This is a genomic window from uncultured Eubacterium sp. (genome assembly GCF_934561735.1).
GTDB lineage: Bacteria > Bacillota > Clostridia > Oscillospirales > Acutalibacteraceae > Eubacterium_R.
In genome coordinates this window covers 227,659-253,849 of the sequence record NZ_CAKTGT010000003.1, presented here as the reverse complement: position 1 = coordinate 253,849, position 26,191 = coordinate 227,659, and the positions used below count along the sequence as shown (strand labels likewise).

Genomic DNA, 26,191 nt, shown 5'->3' with positions numbered 1-26,191 from the left:
AAGAGACGATGAAAGTCGTCTCTTTTCCTTTATATTGATTAATTCAATTTCTTTTTTGGCTTCCATATTGCCGATGAAATTTTGCCTGTAACAAAATCAAATATAAGTGCCATTGCAACAGTGATTGCAAAAGATGCAATGAGGAAGATGTATTTATGTCTTTCCGACACTCCGTAGTGGTCAAGCAGTATCATCGGTATTCTTTGCAAAATATAGATGCTGAAAATGTGCTTGCCGAGGAACTTGAGCACCTCGTTTTGAAGCGATATTTTCATAGTAAGCATAACCATAAGCGCACAGAACAGTATTGCCCAAATTTCAAAAATCAGCAATCTGTCCCATCTGTGTATAAATGCAAGGATGTATGCAACCACAACAACTGCCAATGCGCACGAATAGATGATGTCATTTTTCATCAACAGCTTTTCAATCGTGTTCTTGAAGTAGCTGTACCAAAATCCAAGTGGGAACAGGATGATTGTGTTGTAGAAAAATCCGGGTTTTCCGGCTTTTTTGAGTGCAAACACAAGTGCAATTCCGAGAACGGTTAATATAATAAGCGACACAATTTCAACAGCTTTGCTTTCGCTGAATTTCTTTGGCAAAAATGCTATGAGCGTTGCAACATACATTGCAAGTATTGCAAAAATATACCAACTTGAGTTGCCTATTCCGTTCCAAGCGGTCAACGCAATCAGCAGATTTTTAACGGTTTGCGGCTTGCCGATGATGTAACCGAGTGCAAAGAACAGCAGCACTGCCAAATCGTAGTTGAGCAATAGGTTGGGAAAACGCTTTGTTGCAATGGATTTGACATAGGCAAATTGCTTTTTCTTCATGCTTTCCATCATGCCGTAGCCGGAGTAAAACAGAAACATTGCAACAACCATCTGATTAAGGTGGTTTTGCAGGGCAATATATGCGTCATCGTAAATTCCGCCGAGTTCAAGATACGATTTGCCGTGGCTCAACAAAATGAGTGCAACAAATATGCCTTTTACGGCAAGCGTGCCGTCAGGCGAAATGTATTCTTTGTTGAATTCGCCCGGTTTGCTTATTTCCATTTTGTTGAAAATCAACAGCAAAAGAATGAGTACAAAAAATATCATCGTTTTATCCTCTGTTTTTAATATGATATAAAAATTATATTATATCGCCTTTGCTTTGTCAATGCGGGTATTTGACAATCCAAGACGGTAATTGTATAATATTTGCAAACGGAGGGCAATTTATGACTAAAAAGAGATATAATGTTGTTTTTTACATATTGTTTTTTGTGTTTTTTTGCGTCGCTATGTATTTTTGTCCGCACAGTGTTGACGATACTTATTATGATTATCTCAACATAAGCGGGTTTAAGGACGCACTTCATTTTTCGGCAGGTTACGGCAACGGCAGAGTTTTGGGCAACTTCCTTGCTCTTGTAATGTGCAAAAGTCGGCTGTTTGCCGCTGTGTTCCGTTCTTCTGTTGTTACGGCGATTGTGTATTATATTACCAAACTTATTGACGAAAAAAATGTTTTTGTCACCCTGTGCACGGGTCTGTCGCTTGTTGGTATAGGCGGATTGATATTCGGAGAAGTTTATTCGTGGATAAGCGGATTTGCAAATTATTTGCCGCCCGTATTACTTACTTTGATTGCACTGAATTTTATTAAGCATTTTGAAAAATCAAATAAACCCCTTGCCGTAATTATGATTTCTTTGTGTGCTGCGGCAGTTCCGCTGTTTAACGAAAGTGCGGCACTTAACTGTGCTTTTCTGTCGCTTAGCGTTGTGCTTTATTGCATATTTAAGCAAAAAAACAAGTTTGTGCTTGCACTTGTGTATTTTGTTTCGGAATGTGTAGGCGTTTTGGTTATGCTTTATGCTCGCAAAAATGTGCACGATAAAAGAGGTATTTACTCAACCGTTGACTATTCGTCAAAACTTGACAGTATAAAATCAATTTTTGCAAATGCGTGGGAAGTTTATCAAAAATATGTTTTGTGGTTCCCTAAATTTCTTTTGATTTTTGCACTTATAAGCGTTGTGGGCATTTTGATTGTTTATCAAAGCGAAAAAAGCCGTACCCGATTTTCAAATTTTATCGGTACGGTGCTTGCAATTTATCCGTTATTCTTGATTTTTTGCTCGGTTTCGCAAAAAGCTGATTTTATGGCTCAAACAAAACTTTTGTATATCGTTGTTGTAACGGTGATGACATTTTTGTATCTTTTCTGCGTTTTGATGCTATTTTTGTATATCGACGAAAAGCAGAGAGCGGCGTATATCTTTTCGTTTGTGTTTGCTGTTTTTAATGTGGGATATTATCTTGTGCTTTATCCCGTTAATTCCCGTGCAACATATTACACATATGTTATGTTTACGGTGCTTCTTGCGATTTTGATAAAAAATGCAAAGCTCCGATTTGTGCCGAAAAAAGCAGTGGCATCATTTTTGCTTGCCGGCACGGTTGCGGTATTTGCTTTCCTCATTCCGCTTCAGATCAATATTTATCATATGGATAAAATACAAAGGGAATATATAGAATATCAAATAGAGCAGGGTGCAACCAATGTTTGCGTGTCTAAACTCACCTATACGGATTACTATCATCACTCGTATTATGAGGATAGGCTCGGCACTGTGTTTTATAAGAATAAACCAAAGGATGTAACATTTCAGGAAGTGCCTATAGAAAGCTGGCTGGGCTACTATTATAACAACGGAAACTACAAAAAATAGCAAAAATAAAAGGGAGGAACCAACCTCCCTTTTATTTTTGCTATGTAACAGTAACGGTAGGAGCAAAAAAGGTGTTTTCGACACGCTGTAGGCTGTTGAGAAAGGTTCTGAATTTAGTTTTCTTGCGAAGGAAGATGTACCTCGTCAAAACATATTCCGTATAGAACAAAACAAAGTTTTGTAATTATACTACATATGTTTTTCCTCTTTCCAAAAAATCAAATGATTTTTTGGAATCCTTCTTCTTTCGACTGAGCAAAAAACGAAAAACGCCAAAAGCACCGCAATCTTTATATTTGCGGTGCTTTTCTTTAGATGGTGTTGTTAAAACGATAATATTTCGGGATAGGCAAGCCTATCCCCTACTTAAGGTGTGTTAATATAATTTTGGCGTGTTTCAGTGGCTTTATCGACAGTCTTAATTATTCTTCCCACTTCATTATGGTCTTACCAAATGATTTTTGGGTATCTTTTTCAAAAGCGTTTTTGATGTCGGTTGTTGTTCTCACAACATTTACACTGCTTACAAGATTGCCGAGGTAGTCGATAATCTCGGGATGTTTAACATACATATCAACTGTTTTTTGGAAGTCGGCAACACCGCTTCTTGATGTGCCGAACATACGGATGCCTTTTTCAAGAATCATTCTTGTGTTGATAGGCACAGGATATTCGCTTACACCCAAAATTGAAAGTGTGGATTCAGGCTTAATAAGTCCGATAATCTGCTCAATAGCGATAGGACTGCCGTTTCCGCCTACACATTCAAATGCGTGGTCCATAGTAAAACCGTCGGGCACTTCGTTTACAAGATGTGTTTCATCTGCAAAGGTAAAGTCGTTTAGCTTTTCTCTGTTTGTGCCGAAAACAGCAATTTTTGATTTAGGGAACATATACTTCAAGAACAATGAAGTGATGTAGCCGAGGTTGCCGTCACCCCAAACGCCGATGACATCTCTGCGTGCGTGAGCAATTTTGTCAAATCGGGTGATTGCGTGCACGGATACAGAAATAATTTCGGTAAAAGCCGCAACATTTCTGTCAATATCCTGCGGAAGTTTTACAAGTCTGTTTGGAGAAATTTCAACAAATTCCTGCAAAAAGCCGTCCATAGAAGAACCGCAGAATTTTGAAGAACGCAAGTAGTTTTCTGCAATGTATTCGTCCTTTTCCGTAGGGCAATTAGGCACCATAACAACAAGGTCACCTGTTTGGAACTTGCCCGACGGGTCGTGAAGAACTTCGCCGATACCCTCGTGGATGAGTGCCATAGGCAGTTTTTCGGCAAGAACCTTTGCGTCACGGGTGCCGAGGTAATATCTCATATCGGCATTGCAGATAGAAAGATTGGTAGGTCTTACAATCGCATTTTCGCCAAACATATTGATGTCCTCAAATGCAATTTCAAATCGTCTCGGAGCTACCAAGCGATAGATTGTATTAATCATCGGTTTCGTCCTCCAACAAAGACTTTGCCACTCTCAAATCATAAGGGTAGGTTATTTTCATATTGTAGGTTTCACCCTGAACAAGAGCAACTTTTTCACCTTTGATAACAAAGATTTTTGCTGCGTCTGTGAGGATGTCCTTTTCTTCGTCTGTAAGACTTTCGTACATATTCTTGAGCTTGAGAGCCTTGAATGATTGAGGGGTTTGACCCTGATACATCTTGCTTCTGTCAGGAATGTTTGAAATTGTTGCGTTGTCCATAGCTTCAACAATTGTGTCTGTTGCAGGAACAACCGTGTCGCAGGCACCGAATTCCTCGGCAGCTTTGATGTTTTCTTCAATGATTCTGTGGGTAACAAACGGACGAACAGAATCGTGAGTAACAATGACGGTATCGTCATTGAGTTTGCCCTCGCTTTCAATAAGCTTGATGGCGTTCATAATAGTTTCGTTTCTTGTTGAGCCGCCCTCAATAACAGCAACTCTGTCCTTTGCAGGTGCAATGTGCTTTTCAATGAGGTTCTTTGTGTGCTCAACCCACTGCTTTGGGCAAAGAACGATAACTTTTTCAAATTCAGGCACTACCAAAAACTTCTCGATAGTGTAGATGATGATAGGCTTGTCTTTAACGGTAAGGTACTGCTTTGGCTTGTCACCGCCCATTCTTGAGCCGATACCGCCGGCAAGAATAACACCGTATGTCATAATAATATCTCCTTAAATTACTTTAACTTATTCAACAAATTTTCAAGGCTTTTTCCGTTGCAGTTTGCAAGGTACTTGTCCTTGATTTGATTATAACCCGAATAATCGTAGTTTTCAATATCCAAAATTTCTTTTATTACATCATCAATGCTGTTGTATATAGGAAGTTTGATGTCCTCTTTGACATCAACAAGGGTTTCGGCTTCAAAAAGAGCCTTGTTTGTGTTCTTGGTGTAAAGGAACAGCGGCTTGCCCGTTGCGGCAAACGAAAGTACAGGAGCGTTGATGTTGCCTATTGCAATGTCGGCAATCGATAAAATCTCATAAGGCTTAAATATATCGCTTACATCAACAATGCTGTCTGCGTAGTAAACAAGAGTTTCGGTAACATTGTTGAGGTTTGTATAGCATTTAAGAAGTACATAATCTTTGTAAAGATATTCGTACATAGCCGAGTCGTCAATGGCTTCGCCGTTTGTCGAAATGTATACGATAATCTTTCTGCCTTTAAGTTTAGGATGAGTTTCGTAAAGTTTGTCAAGAATTTTCTTCTTGTTTTCTTCGTCAAAGAAAATGTCGGTCTTTACATCGCCGATGTTAAGCACCTTTACATCCTTGCCGAATTCTTTTTTGAACAGTTCTCCTGTTGCTTCGCTTGGTGCGGTAACTGCCGAAACGCTGTTGAAAAGCGGTGCAACTTCGTATATTTCTTTGCGGAGTCCGCTTCTGTATTTCTTTGTGTCACAGCCGAATGTGGTAAGAGGAAAAGCATTTGGCGGAAGGTAGATAACCTTTGTTTCATCTCTCATTTCAAGGCTGTCAAGCAAAGTGCTCGGCTTGTCGATGATGATATATTCACTTTGTGCGATAACAGGCATCGCTTCTTCAAGATTGCCGGATTTAACAAGCTTAACGCCTTGTGCTTTTGCAAGCGTTCTCACTTCTTTTGACTTGATGTCAAGTGCAATAACACTGCCTTTTTGAAGTTCGCTGTTTTTGAGGTTGTCATAAAGTTTTGTTGCGTTTTTCTTTTGCTTTTTAACCTTTTCAACTCGCTTGAAGTACGGAGTTTTGCTGCTTTCAACCTTTGGCACGGTATAAAAATGCTCAAAATGCTTACATTCTTTTTTGTGTGCTTCGGGATTTTCAAACACCGTGTCGATGATTCTTTGGGTTGCGTGACCGTCGCACGAACGCATAAATTTGTATCTGAAATCCTGAATTGCTTTTTTGTCAAAGCGTTCGTCAATATGCTTGATGTAGTCAATCATCTCAAAGTTTGTCTTTGCGATAAGACCCGGAGCAAGTTCAAAGTAATCATAGTAAAAGCCTCTCCAGTCAAAATATTCGTCCAAATCATAGGCAAAGAAAATAAGCGGCTTTTCAAACAAGCTGTATTCAAATACAAGAGATGAGTAGTCCGAAATGCAGATGTCTGCGGTTGAGAGGAGTTCCTCAATGCTCAAAATGTTGCCTACATCCATTGCAAAATCCTTGTATGCTTCCGGTACGGCAGGTGGATTTTTTACAACCGGATGGTGTTTGATGAGAAGCACATATTCGTCACCGAGTGCCTCGTAAAACATTTTTATATTGAGCATATCCGGAGTTTCTGCCTTGGCAACTCTGCCACGGAAAGTAGGAGCATAAAGAATGATTTTTTTGTCCTTTGCCTGCGGAACAAGCTCGTAAACATGTTCTCTTGCTTCTTTGAGAAATTCATCGTTGTAGAAAATATCGGTACGGCTTGAACCTGTTGCCTGAACAATGCCTGTGCTCTCGTCGATGTTCATAGCTTCGTTGTATGCCCAAATGACCTCGGGTGAGCTGACCGTTACAAGCGAATAGTTTTTGTTAAACGGGTGTTTAAGCTGTTCTTCTCTTGAAGCACCAAACAACAAATCGGCTGTTGAAAACCCGAATTTTTTAAATGCACCGCAACCGTGCCAAAGCTGAATAATCTTTGTTTCGGGGCGGAGCGGCATTGCCGACATTGTGTTTGAAGCTTCGTTCATAAACACATATTTTGCCGTTGCAATATCTTTTACCGCATCAAGGCAACGCTTTCTGAAATCGGCTCTGATTGTGCCGTTTGTAAGCAAAAAGTGAGTGTGGATGTTGTAGTCGTAGTTGTTTGCAAGTTCGTCAAACATAACCTGCATACTGTTTGTAACCTGCGGATGTCTAACCTCAACAAAAACAACTTTCTTTTCGTCAACGGGAGCCTGTGCCGCCTCTCTGTATGCCTTTGGAATTTCTTTGTCCATCAGCTTGTTCATAAAGCGGCGATAACCCTTGTGGTGCATATTTGACTGAAAATCTTTTGTAAAGTCCTGAAAATGAGTCAAAATGTTTCGCTTAATGGAATAAACTGCCGAAGTGTTTTCTGTTTGAAGTGCCTGCAACGCAGGGTCTGTTTTTGATTTATATGCCATATATCAATTCTCCAAGTCAAGTAAAGATATTATTTTATCAGCCACTTTTTGACTTGATTGTCCGTCAATATCGTCAAAGAAGGCATGTTTAAATTTTTCAACTTTTTCACTTTCAAAGTCATTGCTTTGCACGGCTTTTATAAGCTCGTCTTGTGAAAAAACGGTTTTGCCCGGAATAAATTCCTTAAAATCATAGTAAAAATCACGATTTTCAATGTATTCGTCAAGGTCAAATGCGTAAAACAGCATAGGTATGTCAAGCAACGATGCTTCAAATACAACGCTGGAATAATCGGTTATGAGCAAATCGGTTACAAACAGCAGGTCGTTCAGTTCGTCTGCATTTGACAGGTCGATTATGCGGTCCTTGTATTTTTCGTCAACTTCGTATTTTTCCTTGCAAAACGGATGAAGTTTGATGATGATTGCGTATTCGTCACCGAGTGCCGAACAAATCTCGTTAGGGTTGAATTTGTCGGCAGGGTAGTATGCGCTCATTTGACCTTTGCCCCTGAATGTCGGAGCAAAGAGGATAATTTTTTTGCCTTTTAACTGTGGATGCTTTTCGTAAAAAGCAGTCTGCACTTTGGATTTGTATTCACCGTCGCAAAAAATGTCCGTTCTCGGTACTCCGCTCGGCAGTACGCAACTGTCGGGAATTCCAAAACCCTCTGCGTAGTGTTTTGCAATGTTCTTTGAACTTACTATTGCATAATCATACATACGGTGGTTTTTTGCCCATTGGCGGGGTCCGCCGTCTTTGCCTATGCGGGTAAAGCCAAAGGTTTTGAATGCACCGCAGGCGTGCCATAGCTGAAACAGTTTTACATCGTCCTTTTTCGGTACAATGTTGAGCATTCTGAAATAGTCGTCAACAATCACAACTCGTGAAGTGGTGTACAGTTCAAAAAATCTTTTGATGTTTTCAATATTATAATGCCCTTTGGCACTGCTGAACATCAAAAACCGAAAATCAATTCCCTTGATGTCCTTCAGCTTGTCGTACACGAATTTTTCGTTGCCCGTAAGTTCCGAGCGTCTGCCGGATATAAAGGTAACCCGATTCATTTTAACGGGCATTTTCCAATATTTTTTGTAGTAAATATTGAGAAGTTTTACAATCGGCTTTTTGAGTGTGATTGTGTATGTTGAACGCTTTGTCAAATCCTGCAAACCGAAATGTTGCTTGTGATATTTGATTTTGTTGTCAATTATTACACGGTTGCCGTCGAGTTTTAAATGCTCGTTGTCACAGTTTTTAACGGTAAAATCAACTGCCTCGTATTCGTCTGCCCCATATGCCAAATCAAAGGTGAGTGCAGCAGGCTCTGTTAATGTCTGCTCATAAAACAGATAGTAGAGATTGTAACTGTATTGTGCCTTGGCAGTGCAAACTCCGTTTTCTTTTGTGCATTCCTGCACAGGCAAAGGGAAGCGTCTTGTTTGTCCCTGACCGCAAAACAGCAGCCTGATTTTGGGCACGGTTGCAAGCGGATTTATTTCAAATTCGGCTGTAGCTTCAATATTCAGTTTTCCTTTTTCAACAAAAATGTTATCTATTTCAAGCCGATAATTTTGCATGCCAAACCTCTTTGTTTATTTTAACCTATAAATTATAACATATAACTTATAATAAATCAATATTATGAGTATTGATAAAACTCCTGAAATATGCCGAGAAAAAGAACCAATCACCGTGGAAAATTAACGGCGGATAATTTTATATGTACTTTTTACAGTATTCTTTGTATTTGTCAATCAGATGAAGCGATGCTTTTTTGCTGATTTTTGCATAAGGAACCATCATATCAAATGCGTGAAAGCAACCGTTGTATTCCGTTAATTCGCACGGGACACCGCTTTTTTTCATCCTTTCAAAATATTTCTTCGTTTCGGCATAAAACGGATCTGCCGTTCCTACTATCGAAAATGCAGGTGGCATATTCTTCAGATTATCTGCTCTTGCCGGTGCGGCATAAGGTTCAACCGAGTTGTTCATTACACGGTCGCCAAGGTAGATGTGCCATGCCGATTTATTTTCATTCGTTCCCCAAACGGGTGCCGTGTTGTGTGCCGATGTGATTGTAACTCTGTCATCAAGCATTGGGTAAAGAGGAATGTGGAAACCGATTGAAGTGTCACCCTTATCCCTTGCGTAAAGACACAGTGCCGTTGCGAGTCCGCCGCCTGCACTTTCGCCGCCCACAACTATTTTGTCGGCTGTTATTCCGAGTTCGCTTTTGTGCTCGTTTACCCATTTTAAGGCAGTATATGCGTCATTCAGTGCAGCAGGGTAGGGCTTTATTGTCGACAGCGTGTAGTCGGGTGAAACCACAACACAGTTGCAGTTTTTCACTAAATATCTCGGCAGGGTCATAATTGCCATTTCAGGTGCTCCTAACGAATATCCTCCGCCGTGGAGCCACAAAATTCCGACCGTTTTGCCACTCGTCTTTTCGCCTTTCATTATGCAGGTACGCATAAGCGTTCCATTACCTCGAGGGATTTTTACCTTTTCACAGTTTAAATGGCTAAGCGATAAAACCGACATCATTTTTGTTGACAATGGACCTACCGCTCTTTGTACTTTTTCAATTCCCAAAGGACTGATTGCTTTGTAAAAAGCCCCTTCAAGCCTTATTTCTTTGTTAATTTCTTTCAATTTCATATTCATTCCCGCACCTATATTTATAGTAAAAATATAGCACAAATTGTCTTTGGTTACAATATGAAATTTAACCGTAAGGACGAAAATACGCTTGTTTATAATGTAATCGTCGAATATATAAAAACATCGCCGCAACATTGTTACAGTTACGCCGATGTTTATTAATTATGAGTTTTTATTGTTTTTTACATTGTACAACTTGTCGGGATAGTCGGTCATTATACAGTCGGCGCCCATATCAATCAGGTACTTCATATCGTCCTCGTCGTTTACTGTCCAGTATTGCACCGCCATATTGTGCTCGTGTGCATAGTTTATCATTTGTGCGGTACCGAGATTTATACCCAAGTTTTTGTACGGGGCACAAAACGGAATTTGCAAAACATTGCAAGGCGGAACATAGTCTTTATCGTTTTTGAGTGCGGCTTTCCAAAAGTCGAGAACCTCCGGAATTGATGTGCTTCGTGCAAGGTCGGGATATTTTTCGTCAACATAGGCACTCACTTCCTTGTGGAATGTGCCGAAAACCACCTTGTCAACAATGCCTTTTTCCTTTAAGGTGTTGTACAAAATGTCAACGCCTTCTTTGCCCAAATCTTCACCGTTTTTGATTTCGATGATATACTTGTATTTTCCGCCGCCCTGCTTGATGAGGTAGTCGAGGATGTCGTTTAATTTGAGTATTTTCAAATCATCAGGAACATTGTCGTTGAGGTCGGCATACGGTGTTTCGCCGTCCTCCGTTTCAAATTTTGCACCCATATTCAAAGTGCGTAATTCGTCGTATGTTTTGTCCTCGGGTCTTACTTTCTTTTCGCCGAAAACTTCCTCGCTGTTCGATGTTCTGTCAAGCGTGTCATCGTGCAAAAGTACAAGCTGTTTGTCCTTTGTAATGTGCAAATCGAACTCAAAAACATCTATATTAAAGTCCGGATTGTCCGCACAGTTTTTGAAGGCAAGCATTGTTTCCTCAGGCTCAATTCCGCCTCCGCTTCTGTGACCGGATATGTCCGTATTGTCAAGTATGTATTTGTTGTCGGTTACATAGCTTTGTATTTGCTCGGGATTTGAACGATGCTTTCCCGATACGGTCATAACGCATGCAAGTGCAATTATTAATAGCAAAATAATCGACAAGATAATGATTTTCGCAATTTTTTTGCCTGATTTTTTATTTTTTGTTTTTTCCATTTTGGTCCCTCTCTCATAATATTATATAAATAATTCTACATAAAGTTTGTAGCAATGTCAACAAAATTGTCAAATGATAAATTTGACTTTTTATCAATAATGTATAAATTTAGAATGTGCACAACGACAAAATGTAAAGTTTAACAATGATGTTATATATTATTTATTTTTAAAGCAAAGTATTATACGCCTAAAATTGTGCGGATGTGGTTGAATTAAGTCGAATAAATTAATCTCTTTTTGTAAAATTTTTCGTTTTTCGTTAAAATGCACGAAAAAAGCAATGGAAAATTGTTGAAAAAACAGAAAGTGATGATTTTTCACGAAAAATGATGAAATTCTATTGCACAATCATTTGTGTTGTGCTAATATGTGTAGCATAGCAAGTGAGAATTTTTCACGAACTACGAAATACATATTTACAAAAATGGGTGGGTAAAAAGTAATGAACGAAACAATGAAAATCCTCATTGCCGATGACTCGGAGTTGTTCGGTAAAGAGTGCAAAAAAGAACTGAAAAAATTTGGCTTTGAATCAATCTTGACCAAAAAGGAAGGCAGAAAAGTGATAGAGCTTTTGCAAAGCGGACACTTTGATGCCGTGATTATGGATGTGTTTATGAGCGGTCTGGACGGAATAGAGGTTTTGGATTATATCCGTGAAAATGTAAGCAATCCGCCGCTTGTGATGATGCTGTCTTCTGTTGATAATGAGGGGTTTGAACAGCGGATAATGAACGCCGGAGCAGATTTCTATTTTATCAAGCCTGTTGAACCGTCATCGGTTGCAAAAAGAGTGCAAAGCCTTGCAGGTTGGAAAAAGGAAAACAGCAAGAAAGTGGGATTTGTTGAGCGTGATACCGAAGTTGTTATTTCGGATATTATGAGGCAAATCGGAGTGCCGGCACACATCAAGGGTTATCAGTATTTGCGTACGGCTATTGACTTGAGCATAAATGATGCCGAAATGCTTGAGGGTGTGACAAAACTTCTCTATCCAACTATCGCAAAAATGTATTCAACAACCTCGTCAAGGGTTGAAAGAGCAATCCGACATGCAATTGAAGTTGCATGGAACAGAGGCGATGTTGATGTGTTGTCGTCATATTTCGGCTATACCATCCAATCGGACAGAGGCAAGCCGACAAACAGCGAGTTCATCGCTATGATTGCCGACAGAATCAAGCTTTCTATGCGTAGCAATCAAATGATGTGAAATACATACTGTTTTATACATAAATATGATACAGTAACAACGGTAGGATATTGAGCTTTGACAAGCGTTTCGCGTGCTCGGGAATGTTGACTTGCGTGCCGAATAATGGTAAACTAAAACTATATTTTGCCATAGGCACGGAGCGGATACATTAAACGGGAGCGTGAAAAATATGATGCTTAAAAAGAGCTCAACAATAATTTGCTTAACAATACAATTACTGTTGAATATCATTTGCATGATATTGGTATACAGGTATGTTATAAAAACAAAAATCCCCGTTGAGATGTATGACGGATTTCTGAATGATTTGTATCTTTCGTTTGCGGGTTATTTGTTCTTTTTATTACTGATAGTTTTTAATATCATAACAATCATTTGTATAGTTTCTGAAATTATAAATTTAAAAAATAAAAATACAGATAATTCTTCTGTCAAAAGAATAATTATTATTCCTCTTGTATTTATTTTTTGTTTTCAATTTGTTGGTGCCATTCCGGCAGCCACACAAAAGGTAAAAAATTTTTCCGATGTCAATTTATCGTTTGATGATGAATATTCGGGTGTTATTTCTGATTTGGATTCATATTATATTTGTGTTGACAATCCTATTGCAAAAGCCGGATATTTAGAAAAATATTATAGAGATAATAATCAAGATATAAGGTTTTTGTGCTCATATCAACAGGGCAAATATAGCTTTTTTAATGATGATTTTGAAATAATTGACGAAAGCGAGTATTCATTTAAAAATAAGGTTGAAAAAGAAAAATATACTCTTTATTATGACCTTGACGGTGATTCTGTAAGTTACGCTCTTACTGTTATTAAAAATGATTTTAGATACATAGCGATTTTCAATGATGAGAATTTATTGAAAGATTCTTATTCAATCGAAGATTTTGTTAATGACAGTCTGAGTATATATGACGAATGGAACAGCATATAAGAATAAAAAAAGGTATAATATGATAATAAAATTAGAATTCGATATGTTTTATACAATTATCAAGACTCCGGATATTGCCGAAAAGGAACTCAGAAAAGGATTGTATAACGAATTTGAGCGATGGTTAAAAAAGCAGCAATGCTATGCGGTAAAAAAAGTACTTTATGATGACGATGCAGTTATTAAATGGTTGAAAGAAACAAAATTTCAAGATGATAAAATTGAAGTTTTAGAAAAACACAAATGGACAGATGAGAAAAGCTCATATGATATTGATGCAGTGCTGAATTTCTAAAACCGATGGTTTTTGTTGGGGGTGTTCGGCTTCTTTGTAAATATTAAGGAGAATAATAATGTATTTTGATGGAATTTGGATAAAAGCAATTTCATTAATAGTGATGTCTGTAATTGCTCTTATATGTGGTATTTATGCTTTAAAAAAGATGAAATGGAAGCCATATGAATTTATGGTGGTAATAGTAGCTTGTATTTTTTTGTTGGTTTTAGGTTGTAAAAACGTAAATTATGCAATTAACCCTGAAATTGAAACAATCAGTGTAAACTATAACTATCAGAGTAGCAACGGCGTTATTTTTGGACGGGAATATCATTTCTTTGATGAAAAAGATAACACCTATGATTTAACTATGGATCCTATTACAACAAGAAAAATTTTCCTCAATAAGGATTTCAACAAAAAAACAAAATATATTATTAAATATGAAAAGAAGTCAAATGTAATAATATATATTGAAGAAGTCCCTAATTCAAAAATCAATAAAAACTCACAATGAACCTCGGGCCGAGAAATCTCGGTCCTATTACATTTTGGTGCTTCGATATTGTATATATCATATTATGTTATAAGATTAACAACAAAATGTTAACCAACAAATGTTTTATAGATGAGAAAAAGGCACAACTTACGGAGAAAAATTCTGTAGGTTGTGCCTTAACTTTATTTAAATATATCAATCCATTTATCGTGGTCTTTCCGTTGTATGTATTCCTGAACATTATCTTCACAAAAAACATCAATTATTTTATCAAAACTTTCGGCAAGATTCAAAGTTTTTAGTGTTTCAAGTTTTGTCCAAAATACCTTTCCTTCGTTGGATGATTTTAAGGTTCCGGAATATTCGTTGGTTTTAAAAAGCAAAACCACATAGCGTTTGTTTCTTTTTACTTCCCACCACTTAATGCCGCATAATTTAGGATTTTTAATGATAAGCCCGGTTTCTTCTTTAACTTCCCTGATAACAGAATCAACAAAAGATTCTTGTTTTTCAATATGACCGCCGGGGAAAGTGATGCCACCCCAAGATTGGTTGATTTTATCTTGAACCACAACATTACCGTTGTTGTCATAAATCATACACATATTGGTTAATTCGATTTTTTCATATCTGCTCATAGTAATACCTTGAAATATTAAATTAGTGTTTTTTAATTATATCATAAGCGTCAAAAGAAGTCTACATGCTGTGATTTTATTTTAAGTAATAAATGCTTTTGTGTTTGAATTAATTGTTACAAAATAAAAATGTGTGCAAAAGGTGTGCAACGCAACAGTATTTTACATTCATCCAATGATACCTTAAAAGTCTTGAAACCTTTATAAATAGGGCGTTTTGGGGCTTTTTTGACATAAAATAAAGCAGGTTAAAAAACCTGCTGAATTGGTCGAGGTGACAGGACTCGAACCTGCGGCATCCTGCTCCCAAAGCAGGCACTCTAGCCAAACTGAGTTACACCTCGATATGATTATTAAATTTTTGAGGTCTTGCTCTTTTGTGCTTTGGTCGCCCTCTTGCTAAATCGTCGCACTGCACACTGCCGTGTCCATTGCTCTGTTTTGCTGCGCTTCCTCAAGCTCCCTTCATCTGCCGCCGGCAGCGGTCGCTTTCGTCACCCAAAGCAGGCACTCTAGCCAAACTGAGTTACACCTCGAAATATGTTAATGAGCATTGCTCATTGTTTGTTATATGTAAAACTCCCGCAGGAGTGTTACGCCTTAATTACTTAATGCTTTAAGAGTATACTATAAAAAAATGCCGTTGTCAAGGATTATTTTACAAAATTTCTTTTTTTATAAAAAATATTTTATTTGCGGATGATTTGTGGTAAAATGACAGATGAAATAATTAATTTTGAGGTGATAAGTGTGAATTGGGATTTTAATTTGCCTGTTAAGTTGGTTTTCGGCGTCGGCAGGCACAAAGAACTTCCTGCATTTATTGATGAAATAGGCGGTAAAGTCGGTGTGCTTGTATGTTCGCATTCGTTTGCAAAAAACGGACTTGCCGATGAATTTGTTTCGCTTTCAAACGGCAGAATCAAAGCTGTGTTTTCCGACATAAGACCAAACCCTACAACCGACAATGTAAACGCTTGCGTTGCGGTTATGCGAGAGGTCAACGCAGATTTTGCCGTGGCTCTCGGCGGCGGTTCGCCTATGGATTGCTGTAAGGCGGCTTGTGCCATTGTAAAGGGGAACGACAAAATCGAATCTTATCACAGCGGAGGCAAGGCTGTAACTTCTGCCGAGGCTATCCCTATGATTGCCGTAACAACCACATCGGGAACTGCAAGCGAGGTTACAAATATTTCCGTTCTTACGGATTTGACGCAAAATCTCAAGCAACCGATGAATGACCCGGCGATGTATCCTAAAATTGCGGTTATCGATCCTGTGTTGACACTCACCGTGCCGCCGCAGATTACTGCTTCAACCGGTCTTGATGTGCTGTCACACGCAATCGAAAGCTATTGGGCAACTCTCAATCAGCCGATTTGTTCTGCGTGTTCAATTTATGCGGCAAGGCTTGTTTTTAAGTATTTGGAGCGTGCATATAATCATCCTGATGAATTGGAGGCAAGAGAAAAAATGGCGGAGGCTTCTATTGTTGCGGGTGTTGCGTTCAGCCATCCGAGAACAACCGGCTCTCACGCTTGCTCGTTTCCGCTCACCAATATTTACGGCGTGCCTCACGGCGAGGCTTGTGCGTTCACACTTGATTATTTTGTGAAGTTCAATGCCGAACATGCCGATTCCGACGGCAGAATTACCGCATTTGCAAAGGATTGCGGCTTTGATACTCCGCAGGCTATGGCGGACGAAATTTCCGCTATGAAAAAGCGTATGGGTATGCGCTCAACACTTGAAGAAATCGGATGTACAACCGATGAGCAGATTAAAGAACTTACCCAAAAGAGTATGTCAATGCTTATGAAACGAAATCCTATTGAACTTACCGAAGAGGATATATATAATATGTATATAGCATTGAAGTATTAATTAGGCGAACAAAGTTCGCCCCTACGGCAGATTGATTATTTATTTGAAAGGAAAAACTATGATTAAAATAAGTGATAGTGTAAAATACATAGGTGTAAACGATTATAATATTGACCTTTTTGAAGGTCAGTATATGCTCGAAAAGGGAATGGCTTACAATTCCTATGTTATTCTTGATGACAAAATTGCTGTTATGGATACGGTTGATAAAATCGCCGTTGACAGATGGCAAGCTCATTTGAATGATGTTTTGGGTGATAAAAAGCCCGATTATCTCGTTGTTCAGCATCTTGAACCTGACCATAGCTACGGTATTCAGGAAATTGCGGATAAATATCCGGATATGCAGCTTGTTATGACCGGGGCGGCACTTCGTATGTTGCCGCAGTTTTGCGATGTTGACCCGGCGAGAGTTATCGCCGTTAAAGAGGGTGACACTCTTGAACTCGGTTCGCATACACTTACATTTGTAACTGCACCTATGGTTCATTGGCCTGAGGTTATGGTATCTTATGAAAGCAGTGAAAAGATTTTGTTCTCTGCCGATGCGTTTGGCAAATTCGGCACGGTTGATGCTGATGAAGCTTGGAATTGCGAAGCAAGAAGATATTATTTTAATATTGTAGGCAAATACGGCAAACCTGTTCAAACTCTTCTCGGCAAAGCAGCAAAGCTTGATATAGCAACAATTTGTCCGCTTCACGGTCCTGTTCTTACAGATACAATTCCCGAAGTGATTGAGCTTTACAAAAAGTGGTCTGCTTACGAGCCTGAAAACGAGGGCGTGTTCATTGCCTGTGCTTCAATCCACGGCAATACTTGGCTTGCGGCTCAAAAGCTTAAAGAAATTCTTGAGGAAAAAGGCTGTCCGAGAGTTGCAATTGCCGACCTTACCCGCGATGACCTTGCGGAAGCGGTTGAGGACGGCTTCCGCCACAGCGTGCTTGTTTGTATGGCTTCGTCATATGACGCAGGCGTGTTTACTCCTATGGAGGATTATCTCAATCGTCTTGAACATAAGGCTTTTCAAAACAGAACCGTTGCACTTGTTGAAAACGCTTCGTGGGCACCGAGTGCAATTAAGGCGATGAAAGCACATTTTGAAAAAATGGCAAACATCACTCTTGTTGACAAAACGGTTACGATAAAAACAAGACTTACCGATGCGTATGTTTCTGAACTCGAAGAACTTGCAGACGAAATTATACAAAAATTCTAACGGCTTTTTAATGAATCAGGCTCCCCTTGTCATGTAATCAAGGGGAGCTGTCGCACTTTATGTGCGACTGAGGGTTAAAAGAAATTGATGGGTTAAATTTAGCAAGTAAAACCCCTCCGTCTTTTTGCTACGCAAAAATCCACCTCCCCTTACATTTAAGGGGAGGCTCCCCTTGTTGCAAGTAAAACTGTTGTGCAAAATGCCTGAAAGTATGGATAAATCTGACAAATGAGTCTTTTATCGTCAAAATTAACAGTAATTTTCCCAAATTAAGTGCATAATTCTACAATAAAAAAATAAAATATTCATTGAAGCTAAAGGCGGTTTATGATAAAATAAGCCGTCTTTTAATTTTGGCTTTTTTATACCTTTGTCAAAAAAAGTAAATATTTATTATGGAGGAACACATTTATGACAAAAATATTTAAAAAGACTCTTGCCTTTTTTATTGCGGTAATTATGATGATTTCTTCATTTCCGTATATGGCACTTGCCGAGCAATCGGCATCTGTAAACGAGGACGGCACAACTGCCGAAATGACTAACCAAGAGCTGGAAAGCTATATTGACAGCAAAATTGATACTGCGTCACTAACTCTTCCTGAACAGCAACTTGTTGCTACGGCTGATAAAGAGTATATGAGTGGTATTTACACAACCGCCGGTTTTAGCAAATTTCCTGTTCTTACAGAACTTAAATTAAACGACAGCACTAATGAAAGATTTGGTACTGGCGAATTGCAATATGCTGTTGCAGTTTATACAGGTCAAAATGATGATATTCGTTTTCCTGTTGTTTTTGCTAAATACTTTTTGAATAAATATGATTCTACTTCTTGCTATATTAGATATGTCAGTATACCGCAAGATGTAAAAAATTTTGAATTCGTTAAAGATTGGGAAAGATGCACAAGTATATCAAATTTAACTTATGATAAAGACCCTCAATGCTTTTCGAGTAAATATGACGGCGATCACTTAACTAACAATTCATTTGCTATGAATCAAAATAAGTTTTGGCGAAATTACATAAAGTATGCCGGCAGCGGTGACGAAGAAAACTATTATGAAGCATTACCAACAAGCTTGGATATCGGATTTCAGTATTCAACTACTAAAGTAACAGGTTCTGTAAATTTAGAACATACTGCATATGTGTTGAATTTAAAGCCATATAGAGTTATTTTGGAAAATCTTAAGAAAGAATATACCGAAATCAAAGGAAAATCATCTTTGTACACAGAAGAATCGGTTAATAATTACTACAAGGCTGTTCGTGATATTCTTGATTTTGATATTAAAACTTTGCTTTCTAACATGACTTTGAGCTCTAAGTTGTTTCGTACAGAAATTGCAGATATTGCAACAAAAGTCAAAACTGTTGTAGAAAATTATAATTCTGCAAAAAATCTCAAATTAAAATCGAAGATTGATTTCACAGCCTATAATGCGGCAAAAGAAAAATGCGATACTATCATTAGTAATCAGAGTAAAAATGACGAATATGAGAGTAATTCGTATGCGGAATTTGAGAAAATATATAATGATGTGATTGCAAAGGCTGAAACTGTTGAAACCCAAGAAGCACTTGACGATTTGACCGCACAGCTTATTACTGCACAAACTATGCTTCGCAAGAAGAATTTTACAATCACAGTCAATATTTATAAAAATGACAGCTCAACACCGGTTACATCAAAACATTATGAGGCTGAATACGGAGCAAGATTTTTTATTCATTCCGATATTGATGAAACAAAAGAATGTGTCAAGCGCTGGGTTATTCATACAGATGATAATAAAACACATACAACAGTCGGTACAATTGATTCGATTTTTACCTTGTATGTAACGATGGATGCAATTGTTGACGCTTATGTTGTTCCGCTTGAGGATAATGTTGTCAGTGCGGATTATTCAAAAGTTGTGTTCTACGGTTTCAACGGCAGGGTAATTGATGTTAAGTATCTTAAAAAGGGTGACACGCTTACTTCCGACAAATATACAAAAGCACCTGATGTGCCGTTCTATAATTTTGATTCTTGGGATAACGCTTCTGTAACAGGTAACGGCGAGGAAATTGCCGTTAAAGCAAAGTATACCGCAAAGCAAGTTGAAAATGATTACTGTACAGTTTATTATGATGGCTTTGCCGACGGTAAAAAGACATACAGCTATGATAGTCTTGTATCTCTTGTAGGTGCAAAGGATGATGAGTATTTTGCACTTGCAACAACAGCAAACGGTGGCGACAGTATTCTTACATATCTTAATCGCAATGAATTTTATGCACCTAAAACAAAAGAAATCTATGTTGTGCCGGTTGAAAAAGACGCAAGAGTTGCAAAGGTTGCTATCACCGGCAGCTATGCTACAAAGGTTAATGACGCAGGCGAGATTGCTTCAGAAACCGAATACACCAAAAACCGTGCAGTATTCAACTGTAAGTTCTATCTTCCTGATGATTGCAAACTTGTAGAGTGGGGTGCACAAATTTCAGCCAACGGAAAAACAAGGGCTGTTAAGGGCGAAAAAGTGTCTAAGCACAACGAATATTCAATTTATATGAATGTTTCAAAGACTTCAAGTGTAAAGGCATTTACCGCTGTTGCTTATGTAACATATAGAGACAGCAATAATAATATCAAAACAATATATTCACAGTCTGTCACTCAGGCATTTAACTAAAGGAGGTTAAATATGAAAAAGTTTGAATCTCCGAAAGTTGAAATTATTAGGTTTGTGAACAGTGACATCATTACTACATCAGGTGGCGGTGACGGTTATGACAACGGTATGTCAGGTGGCGACAACTGGGAAGATGATGAATTTTAATAAATATAATCAACCGAATATAAAAAATGCTGTAAGTTCGATACTTACAGCATTTTTGTCTATATTATTTATTCTTCTCGTGAAACAAGGTCGGAATGGTAATCTTCCATTTTAACCTTTTCTTTTTTATTTATGGATTGGTATTTATCTTGGTAGTAGTTTTCAAGTGTGCGGTTATAGGTTCCGTCAGGGTGAATTTCCATAACGGAGCAACCACGCTGAAGTCCGTACTGAGCAATGCCGAAGTATGCAAGGTAGTCAACGGTGTAAGTGTAGCCGAGTTGAATGCCGTCATACATAAGCGAAAAGCTGTTTGTATGGTCGTGACCGAAGAACACGCCCTTTGTTGAGCCGAGTTCTTTTATTTTGTCAAACATACCCTCGTTTTTGTCGCTTGCGTAAACAACCTTGCCCGTTTCGCCGGCTTTACCGTACATATATTTAACTCTGTCGGTGTCTTTAAAGTCGTTGTCACGGTATTCGTAGTATGCCTTTTGAACCTCTTGGAGAGGAATGTGGAAGAACATTAGTGATTTTGGCACTTCGCCGTTGTTTTCCTCGGTGAAAGCCTTTACATTTTTTTCGTACCAATCAATCTGGCTCTTGTGTATGCAGTCATATTTCCACAACGCACCGAAATAGTCGCCGTCGGTATATGAATGTGAGTCAATCATAAATATTGCCTGTGTGATTTTGCCCGCTGTGTTTTTTACTTTCACGGCATAGTTGCCGTAACCGTCAACATCTTCCGGACCGGATTGGAACAGGCAGTGCGGATATTTTTCCTTGTTGCCGTAAACAGCCGAAATATCGGCTCTGTCAAAGTAGCTGTAAGCTTCCGTATCATGGTTGCCGTATGTAAGGCACCAGTAAACGCCCATTTGCTCCATAAGATTTGCAAAAATCTTTGCGGCGTTTTTGTTGTTGAGCGTACCCGATTGATAAGGTACAGGGTAGCCTATGTCACCGGTAACAACTACAAGGTCGGGCTTTTCTGCCTTAACCATAGCCTCAACCGCATTGACAGCCATCATATCCTTTTTTGAACTTAAAAATCCTGCGCCGATATGCACATCCGAAAGCTGTACAACCTTAAAATCATTGTCGGTTGTAAAGGTGTAATATCCGTCTTTTTCATCTGTTGTCGGCTTCAGCTGATTTTCGTATTCAACGGTCGAAACGGTTGAAATAAAGTTGTTGATTGATTTAACCGAGATGATATTCATTGTTGCTATAACAGCGGCAATGATTGCGATAACAATCAAAATTCCGAGTATAACCTTGCCGAATATCGCCCATTTTTGTTTAGCCGTTTTTTTCGGCTTTTTTGTTTTCGTCGTTTCTCTTTTAGCCATAATATAAACCCCTTTAATTTGTGACTAAATCAATTATTAATTAAAAATTTGCTTTGTTCGATAGTGTTTTTAACGGCAGAAACGGTAACAGCCGTGCCTATGATAATTGCAAATATTCCGTCTGCCGCAAAATTAACCTTTGTGATTAAAAACAGACCCATAAGTGCAAATATCGTCACCGCACAGTCAAGAAAACTGTCAAGAATCATTGCTTTGAGAACAGGGGAGGAGGCTTTTTTGTTGAAAGCCATATACATCAGCCCCATAAGTATTTTTGCAAATACCGTTGCAATGATAATGTAAGCATATTCCTCGCTGTATGCAATTCTCAGCGGATACATCAGCCTTTGCAAGCCGTTATATACAAAGTATGCACCTGTTGCGGCTATTATCAATGAGATAACAAATGTGCACAGACTTTGTATTTTTTGAGATTTCAGTTCAGTCACTTTTCGTGCAAGGAAAAATCCCAAAACAGCTATTAAGCAGGCAAATGTGTCACCGAGATTGTTGATTGCATCGCAGTATATCGACAGACTGTTTGTGCTTATTCCGACATAGAATTTTGCAAAAAACAATACCGTGTTGAATATTGCCCCGAGTGCCGTTGCTTTTATTCCGATTTTGTTCATTATCTGAGTTGTGTTCCGGCAGGTAGGTCAACAAAAACAACTTTTACATCGTTTTCGTTTACATCGCCTGCAAGGAGCATACCGTTGCTCATTTCGCCGCAGAGTTTTGCCGGCTTAAGGTTTGCAACAATGATAACATTTTTGCCGATGAGGTCCTCCGGTTTGTACCACGGAGAAATGCCGGATACGATTTGGCGAGGTTCTGCCGTGCCGTCGTTTACGGTAAGTTTGAGGAGCTTTTTAGCTTTTTTAATCGGCTCACATTCCGTAACGGTTGCCACACGAAGTTCAACCTTTGCAAAATCATCAAATTCGATTTGTGCAAGTCCTTCAATTTCTTTCGGCTTTGCGGCTTCTTCCGCTTTGGCTGCTGCCTCTTGCTTTTCTGCAATTTCGGTAAGCATTTTTTCAGCGTCAATTCTTGCAAAAAGTGCTTCTGCCTTGCCTACCTTTTCGCCTGCCTTGAGAGCACCGAAAGATTCAAGAGAATCGTAATCCTTGATGTCACAGTTCATCTGTGCAAAGATTTTTTCACTTGTTTTAGGCATAAACGGGCTGAGAAGTATAGCAATGTATCTGATAGCTTCAAGAAGATTGTAAAGCACGGTGCCGAGGCGAGGAAGTGATGCTTCGTCCTTTGCAAGTGCCCACGGAGTGGTTTCGTCAATGTATTTGTTAGAACGCTTTGCAAGGTTCAATACAGCTTCAACGGCGTCCGCAACACGGTAAGTTTCAAAGCACTTTTCAACTTTTTTAACGGTGTCGAGTGCAAAGTTTTTAAGCTCGTCGTCAACAGGTTCGTTAACATTGCCCGGTTGAATAACGCCGTCAAAATACTTGTTTTGCATTGCGATTGTTCTGTTAACAAGGTTGCCAAAGGTGTTGGCAAGGTCGGAATTGTAACGCTCAATGATAGTTTCGTATGTGATGGAACCGTCTGATGCGTAAGGCATTTCGGACACAAGATAGTATCTTACGGCGTCTACTCCGAGAAGTTCAACAAGGTCGTCTGCGTAAATAACATTGCCTCGTGATTTGCTCATTTTGTCCTCACCAAAGAGAAGCCAAGGATGACCGAATACCTGCTTTGGAAGCGGTTCGCCGAGAGCCATAAGCATAATAGGCCAGTAAATTGTGTGGAAGCGAACAATGTCCTTGCCTATGATGTGAACATCGGCAGGCCAGTATTTTTTGTATTCGTCGGATGAACCGTCAGGGTCGTAGCCGATAGCAGTAATATAGTTTGAAAGTGCGTCAATCCAAACATAAACAACATGGTCAGGGTCAAAGTCAACAGGGATGCCCCATTTGAAGCTTGTTCTTGAAACGCAAAGGTCCTGCAAGCCCGGCTTGATGAAGTTGTTGAGCATTTCTTTTTTTCGTGCTTCTGGATAAATGAAGTTTTCGTTTTGCTCAATGAATTCTTCAAGTCGCTTTTGATATTTTGAAAGTTTGAGGAAGTATGCCTCTTCTTTAGCCGGCTTTACTTCTCTGCCGCAATCGGGGCACTTGCCGTCAACAAGCTGGCTTTCTGTCCAAAAGCTTTCGCATGGTGTGCAGTACATGCCCTCGTAGTGACCCTTGTAAATGTCGCCCTGCTCGTATAATTTTTTAAAAATCTTTTGCACAACTTTTTCGTGCTGTTCGTCAGTTGTGCGGATAAAACGGTCATAGCTTGTGTTCAAAATATCGCAAATAGAGCGAATTTCGCCCGATACCTTGTCAACATATTCTTTTGGTGTGATGCCGGCGGTTTTTGCGTATTCTTCGATTTTTTGACCGTGTTCGTCTGTGCCTGTAAGCATAAACACATCGTATCCCTGCAAACGCTTGTATCTTGCAATGGCATCGGTCAGCACAATTTCGTAGCTGTTGCCGATGTGCGGCTTGCGGGAGGTGTATGCTATGGCTGTTGTAATGTAAAATTTGCCTTTGTTTGCCATGATTTATCTCCTAATCAGTCCATAAGTTTGAGTGTTGTTTCTTTGCCTGTTTTCAAGTCCTTTTCAACAGCGTCACCGTTTACAAGGTTAACCGTAATAACAGAAGTTATGGTGTGTCTGTCAGGTGAAGTGAATACTGCGTAATATGAATATTCGCCGTTGTTGTTAGGGTCATAATCAGGGAAGTAGTTTACCCATTTTTCAGGATAATGCATTTGGATGAAGTAAAGTGCCGATGATTCTGTGAACATATAATCATCAAAAGATTGTTCCGGAAGCATATTGTTCTTTTTTGTGGTTGTGTAGGTTGTTGTGCCCTCAATAAAAACTTCCGTTGTTTCACCTTCGGCAGGTTTGGTTGTGGTTGTTGTGAGTTGAGTTGTAACAACTTCGCCGTTTTTCTTGGTAACGGTTTGTCCTTTTTTATTTGTTACGGCAACATATGGCAAGGTTGTGGTTACTTTTTTGCCGTTGATGTTTGTAACATAATAAGGCTTTGTAGTGGTTTCTTTTTTATTCTTGTTTTTTGCTTTTTTGCCTTTTGCTGTTGTAGCAACGCTTGCAGATGTACCTTTTGCCGTTGTGCTTGCCGAATTGCCGGTAACAATCTCGCCGTTTGCGTTTGTAACGGTACTTTCCTGCGCGGTTGATGAGGACGAAACATATTCGCCGTCTGCTTTTTTATCTTTTGTTGAGCATCCCGCAACGCTTACGGCTATTGTTGCCGCAAGTGCAAGGGAAACTATTGCTGTTGTTTTCTTTTTCATAATTATCACCTTGAATAAAATTAAAATTGTGTTATGTAAATGCCGATTTTCAAGGCACGCTCAAAGTACTTTATGTCAAATTAAAGATGCGGCGCCCTTGTCGAGCATAAGGGTTACATCTTTGTGGAATTGAAGTACGGATGCCGGACATTGTGGAGTAACATTGCCGTCGATAAGCTGCTTGATTGCCTTTGCCTTGTTTTCGCCGATAGCGATTATGAGTATACGCTTTGCCTGCATAATTGAGCCGATACCCATTGTTACGGCGTGTGTCGGAACTTCCTCAATTGAATTGAAAAATCTTGAGTTATCCTTGATTGTGCTTTCTTTAAGAGCAACAACATGGCTCCATCTTTGGAATGAATCTGCAGGCTCGTTGAATGCAATATGGCCGTTTGAGCCGATGCCGAGAAGCTGAATGTCAATTCCGCCGCATTTTTTGATTTTTTCTTCGTAAGCCTTACATTCCGCATCCATATCGTCTGCGTTGCCGTTGAGGAAGTTGATGTTTTCGTCCGGAATGTTGATGTGGTCAAAAAGGTTTTCGTACATAAAGCTGTGGTAGCTGTTCTTGTCCTTTACATCAAGCTTGCAATATTCGTCGAGGTTAAATGTTGTAACCTTTGAAAAATCAACCGCACCGTCTTTGTAAAGCTTAATCATATGAGCATACGGTTTGAGCGGCGTTGAGCCTGTTGCAAGACCCAAAACGCTGTCGGGCTTTTGCAAAACCTGGCCGCACATATAATAGCCTGCGGCGATTCCTATTTGTTCTTCTGTGTCAAATGTAAGTACATTCAT

22 protein-coding genes and 1 tRNA gene are annotated in these 26,191 nt (G+C 39.1%); 9 read left to right on the top strand and 14 right to left on the bottom strand.

From position 1 onward, the window contains the following. Nucleotides 1-38 precede the first annotated feature (38 nt). Nucleotides 39-1,109 (bottom strand): acyltransferase, encoded by a 1,071-nt coding sequence (locus tag Q0E08_RS04610; protein WP_294777453.1) that lies wholly within the window; start codon nt 1,107-1,109, stop codon nt 39-41. A 122-nt stretch (nt 1,110-1,231) separates the two neighbouring features. Here Q0E08_RS04610 and Q0E08_RS04605 point away from each other — a divergent pair, with 122 nt between their 5' ends. Beyond that, nucleotides 1,232-2,728: a DUF6056 family protein gene (locus Q0E08_RS04605; protein WP_294777451.1), complete on the top strand. Its 1,497-nt coding sequence runs from the start codon at nt 1,232-1,234 to the stop codon at nt 2,726-2,728. A 422-nt stretch (nt 2,729-3,150) separates the two neighbouring features. Here the strand turns inward: Q0E08_RS04605 and Q0E08_RS04600 are convergent, their stop codons facing one another. From Q0E08_RS04600 to Q0E08_RS04575, 6 genes are all read right to left on the bottom strand, one after another. After that, complete coding sequence (locus tag Q0E08_RS04600) at nt 3,151-4,176, bottom strand: alcohol dehydrogenase catalytic domain-containing protein (protein WP_294777449.1); 1,026 nt, start codon at nt 4,174-4,176, stop codon at nt 3,151-3,153. Further along, nucleotides 4,169-4,882 carry a 2-C-methyl-D-erythritol 4-phosphate cytidylyltransferase gene (ispD, locus tag Q0E08_RS04595; protein WP_294777447.1) on the bottom strand — a complete coding sequence of 238 codons (714 nt, stop codon included), beginning with the start codon at nt 4,880-4,882 and terminating at the stop codon, nt 4,169-4,171. The genes Q0E08_RS04600 and ispD overlap by 8 nt, the downstream gene beginning before the upstream one ends. 17 nt (nt 4,883-4,899) lie before the next feature. Then, nucleotides 4,900-7,317: a CDP-glycerol glycerophosphotransferase family protein gene (locus Q0E08_RS04590; protein ID WP_294777445.1), complete on the bottom strand. Its 2,418-nt coding sequence runs from the start codon at nt 7,315-7,317 to the stop codon at nt 4,900-4,902. A gap of 3 nt (nt 7,318-7,320) precedes the next feature. After that, nucleotides 7,321-8,898: a CDP-glycerol glycerophosphotransferase family protein gene (locus tag Q0E08_RS04585; RefSeq protein ID WP_294777443.1), complete on the bottom strand. Its 1,578-nt coding sequence runs from the start codon at nt 8,896-8,898 to the stop codon at nt 7,321-7,323. Between the two features lie 139 nt (nt 8,899-9,037). Further along, nucleotides 9,038-9,985, bottom strand: a complete 948-nt coding sequence (locus tag Q0E08_RS04580) for an alpha/beta hydrolase (RefSeq protein ID WP_294777441.1) — start codon at nt 9,983-9,985, stop codon at nt 9,038-9,040. Between the two features lie 165 nt (nt 9,986-10,150). Next, complete coding sequence (locus Q0E08_RS04575) at nt 10,151-11,176, bottom strand: glycerophosphodiester phosphodiesterase family protein (RefSeq protein ID WP_294777439.1); 1,026 nt, start codon at nt 11,174-11,176, stop codon at nt 10,151-10,153. Between the two features lie 445 nt (nt 11,177-11,621). Between Q0E08_RS04575 and spo0A the strand changes: the two genes are divergently transcribed. The 4 genes from spo0A to Q0E08_RS04555 all read left to right on the top strand — a co-directional run bounded on the left by spo0A (nt 11,622) and on the right by Q0E08_RS04555 (nt 14,135). Continuing rightward, nucleotides 11,622-12,392, top strand: a complete 771-nt coding sequence (gene spo0A, locus Q0E08_RS04570; protein ID WP_294777437.1) for a sporulation transcription factor Spo0A — start codon at nt 11,622-11,624, stop codon at nt 12,390-12,392. A 172-nt stretch (nt 12,393-12,564) separates the two neighbouring features. Beyond that, nucleotides 12,565-13,341, top strand: coding sequence for a hypothetical protein (locus Q0E08_RS04565; RefSeq protein ID WP_294777435.1), 777 nt, complete (start codon nt 12,565-12,567; stop codon nt 13,339-13,341). Beyond that, nucleotides 13,319-13,636 (top strand): hypothetical protein, encoded by a 318-nt coding sequence (locus tag Q0E08_RS04560; RefSeq protein ID WP_294777433.1) that lies wholly within the window; start codon nt 13,319-13,321, stop codon nt 13,634-13,636. Before Q0E08_RS04565 ends, Q0E08_RS04560 begins: the two co-directional genes overlap by 23 nt. A 58-nt stretch (nt 13,637-13,694) precedes the next feature. Then, complete coding sequence (locus Q0E08_RS04555; RefSeq protein ID WP_294777431.1) at nt 13,695-14,135, top strand: hypothetical protein; 441 nt, start codon at nt 13,695-13,697, stop codon at nt 14,133-14,135. A gap of 164 nt (nt 14,136-14,299) precedes the next feature. Here Q0E08_RS04555 and Q0E08_RS04550 read toward each other — a convergent pair whose 3' ends face one another. Both Q0E08_RS04550 and Q0E08_RS04545 read right to left on the bottom strand, forming a co-directional pair. Further along, nucleotides 14,300-14,755, bottom strand: a complete 456-nt coding sequence (locus Q0E08_RS04550; RefSeq protein ID WP_294777429.1) for an 8-oxo-dGTP diphosphatase — start codon at nt 14,753-14,755, stop codon at nt 14,300-14,302. A 266-nt stretch (nt 14,756-15,021) separates the two neighbouring features. After that, nucleotides 15,022-15,099, bottom strand: a tRNA-Pro gene (locus tag Q0E08_RS04545). A 406-nt stretch (nt 15,100-15,505) separates the two neighbouring features. Here Q0E08_RS04545 and Q0E08_RS04540 point away from each other — a divergent pair. The 4 genes from Q0E08_RS04540 to Q0E08_RS04525 all read left to right on the top strand — a co-directional run bounded on the left by Q0E08_RS04540 (nt 15,506) and on the right by Q0E08_RS04525 (nt 20,693). Further along, on the top strand, nt 15,506-16,639 hold the full coding sequence (locus Q0E08_RS04540; RefSeq protein ID WP_294777427.1) for an iron-containing alcohol dehydrogenase family protein: 1,134 nt from the start codon (nt 15,506-15,508) through the stop codon (nt 16,637-16,639). A 58-nt stretch (nt 16,640-16,697) separates the two neighbouring features. Beyond that, nucleotides 16,698-17,858: an FprA family A-type flavoprotein gene (locus Q0E08_RS04535; protein WP_294777425.1), complete on the top strand. Its 1,161-nt coding sequence runs from the start codon at nt 16,698-16,700 to the stop codon at nt 17,856-17,858. A gap of 411 nt (nt 17,859-18,269) precedes the next feature. Further along, on the top strand, nt 18,270-20,546 hold the full coding sequence (locus tag Q0E08_RS04530) for a hypothetical protein (protein ID WP_294777423.1): 2,277 nt from the start codon (nt 18,270-18,272) through the stop codon (nt 20,544-20,546). A gap of 12 nt (nt 20,547-20,558) precedes the next feature. After that, the gene (locus Q0E08_RS04525; RefSeq protein ID WP_294777421.1) at nt 20,559-20,693 is read left to right on the top strand and encodes a hypothetical protein; all 135 of its coding nucleotides are present in this window, start codon (nt 20,559-20,561) and stop codon (nt 20,691-20,693) included. A 68-nt stretch (nt 20,694-20,761) separates the two neighbouring features. Here the strand turns inward: Q0E08_RS04525 and Q0E08_RS04520 are convergent, their stop codons facing one another. The 5 genes from Q0E08_RS04520 to nagB all read right to left on the bottom strand — a co-directional run bounded on the left by Q0E08_RS04520 (nt 20,762) and on the right by nagB (nt 26,191). Continuing rightward, nucleotides 20,762-22,048 carry a metallophosphoesterase gene (locus tag Q0E08_RS04520; RefSeq protein WP_294777419.1) on the bottom strand — a complete coding sequence of 429 codons (1,287 nt, stop codon included), beginning with the start codon at nt 22,046-22,048 and terminating at the stop codon, nt 20,762-20,764. A 29-nt stretch (nt 22,049-22,077) separates the two neighbouring features. After that, nucleotides 22,078-22,680 carry a cation diffusion facilitator family transporter gene (locus Q0E08_RS04515; protein ID WP_294777417.1) on the bottom strand — a complete coding sequence of 201 codons (603 nt, stop codon included), beginning with the start codon at nt 22,678-22,680 and terminating at the stop codon, nt 22,078-22,080. Beyond that, nucleotides 22,680-24,623, bottom strand: a complete 1,944-nt coding sequence (gene metG, locus Q0E08_RS04510) for a methionine--tRNA ligase (RefSeq protein ID WP_294777415.1) — start codon at nt 24,621-24,623, stop codon at nt 22,680-22,682. The genes Q0E08_RS04515 and metG overlap by 1 nt, the downstream gene beginning before the upstream one ends. 14 nt (nt 24,624-24,637) lie before the next feature. Beyond that, complete coding sequence (locus tag Q0E08_RS04505) at nt 24,638-25,390, bottom strand: hypothetical protein (protein WP_294777413.1); 753 nt, start codon at nt 25,388-25,390, stop codon at nt 24,638-24,640. 75 nt (nt 25,391-25,465) lie between these two features. Beyond that, on the bottom strand, nt 25,466-26,191 hold the full coding sequence (gene nagB, locus Q0E08_RS04500) for a glucosamine-6-phosphate deaminase (protein ID WP_294777412.1): 726 nt from the start codon (nt 26,189-26,191) through the stop codon (nt 25,466-25,468).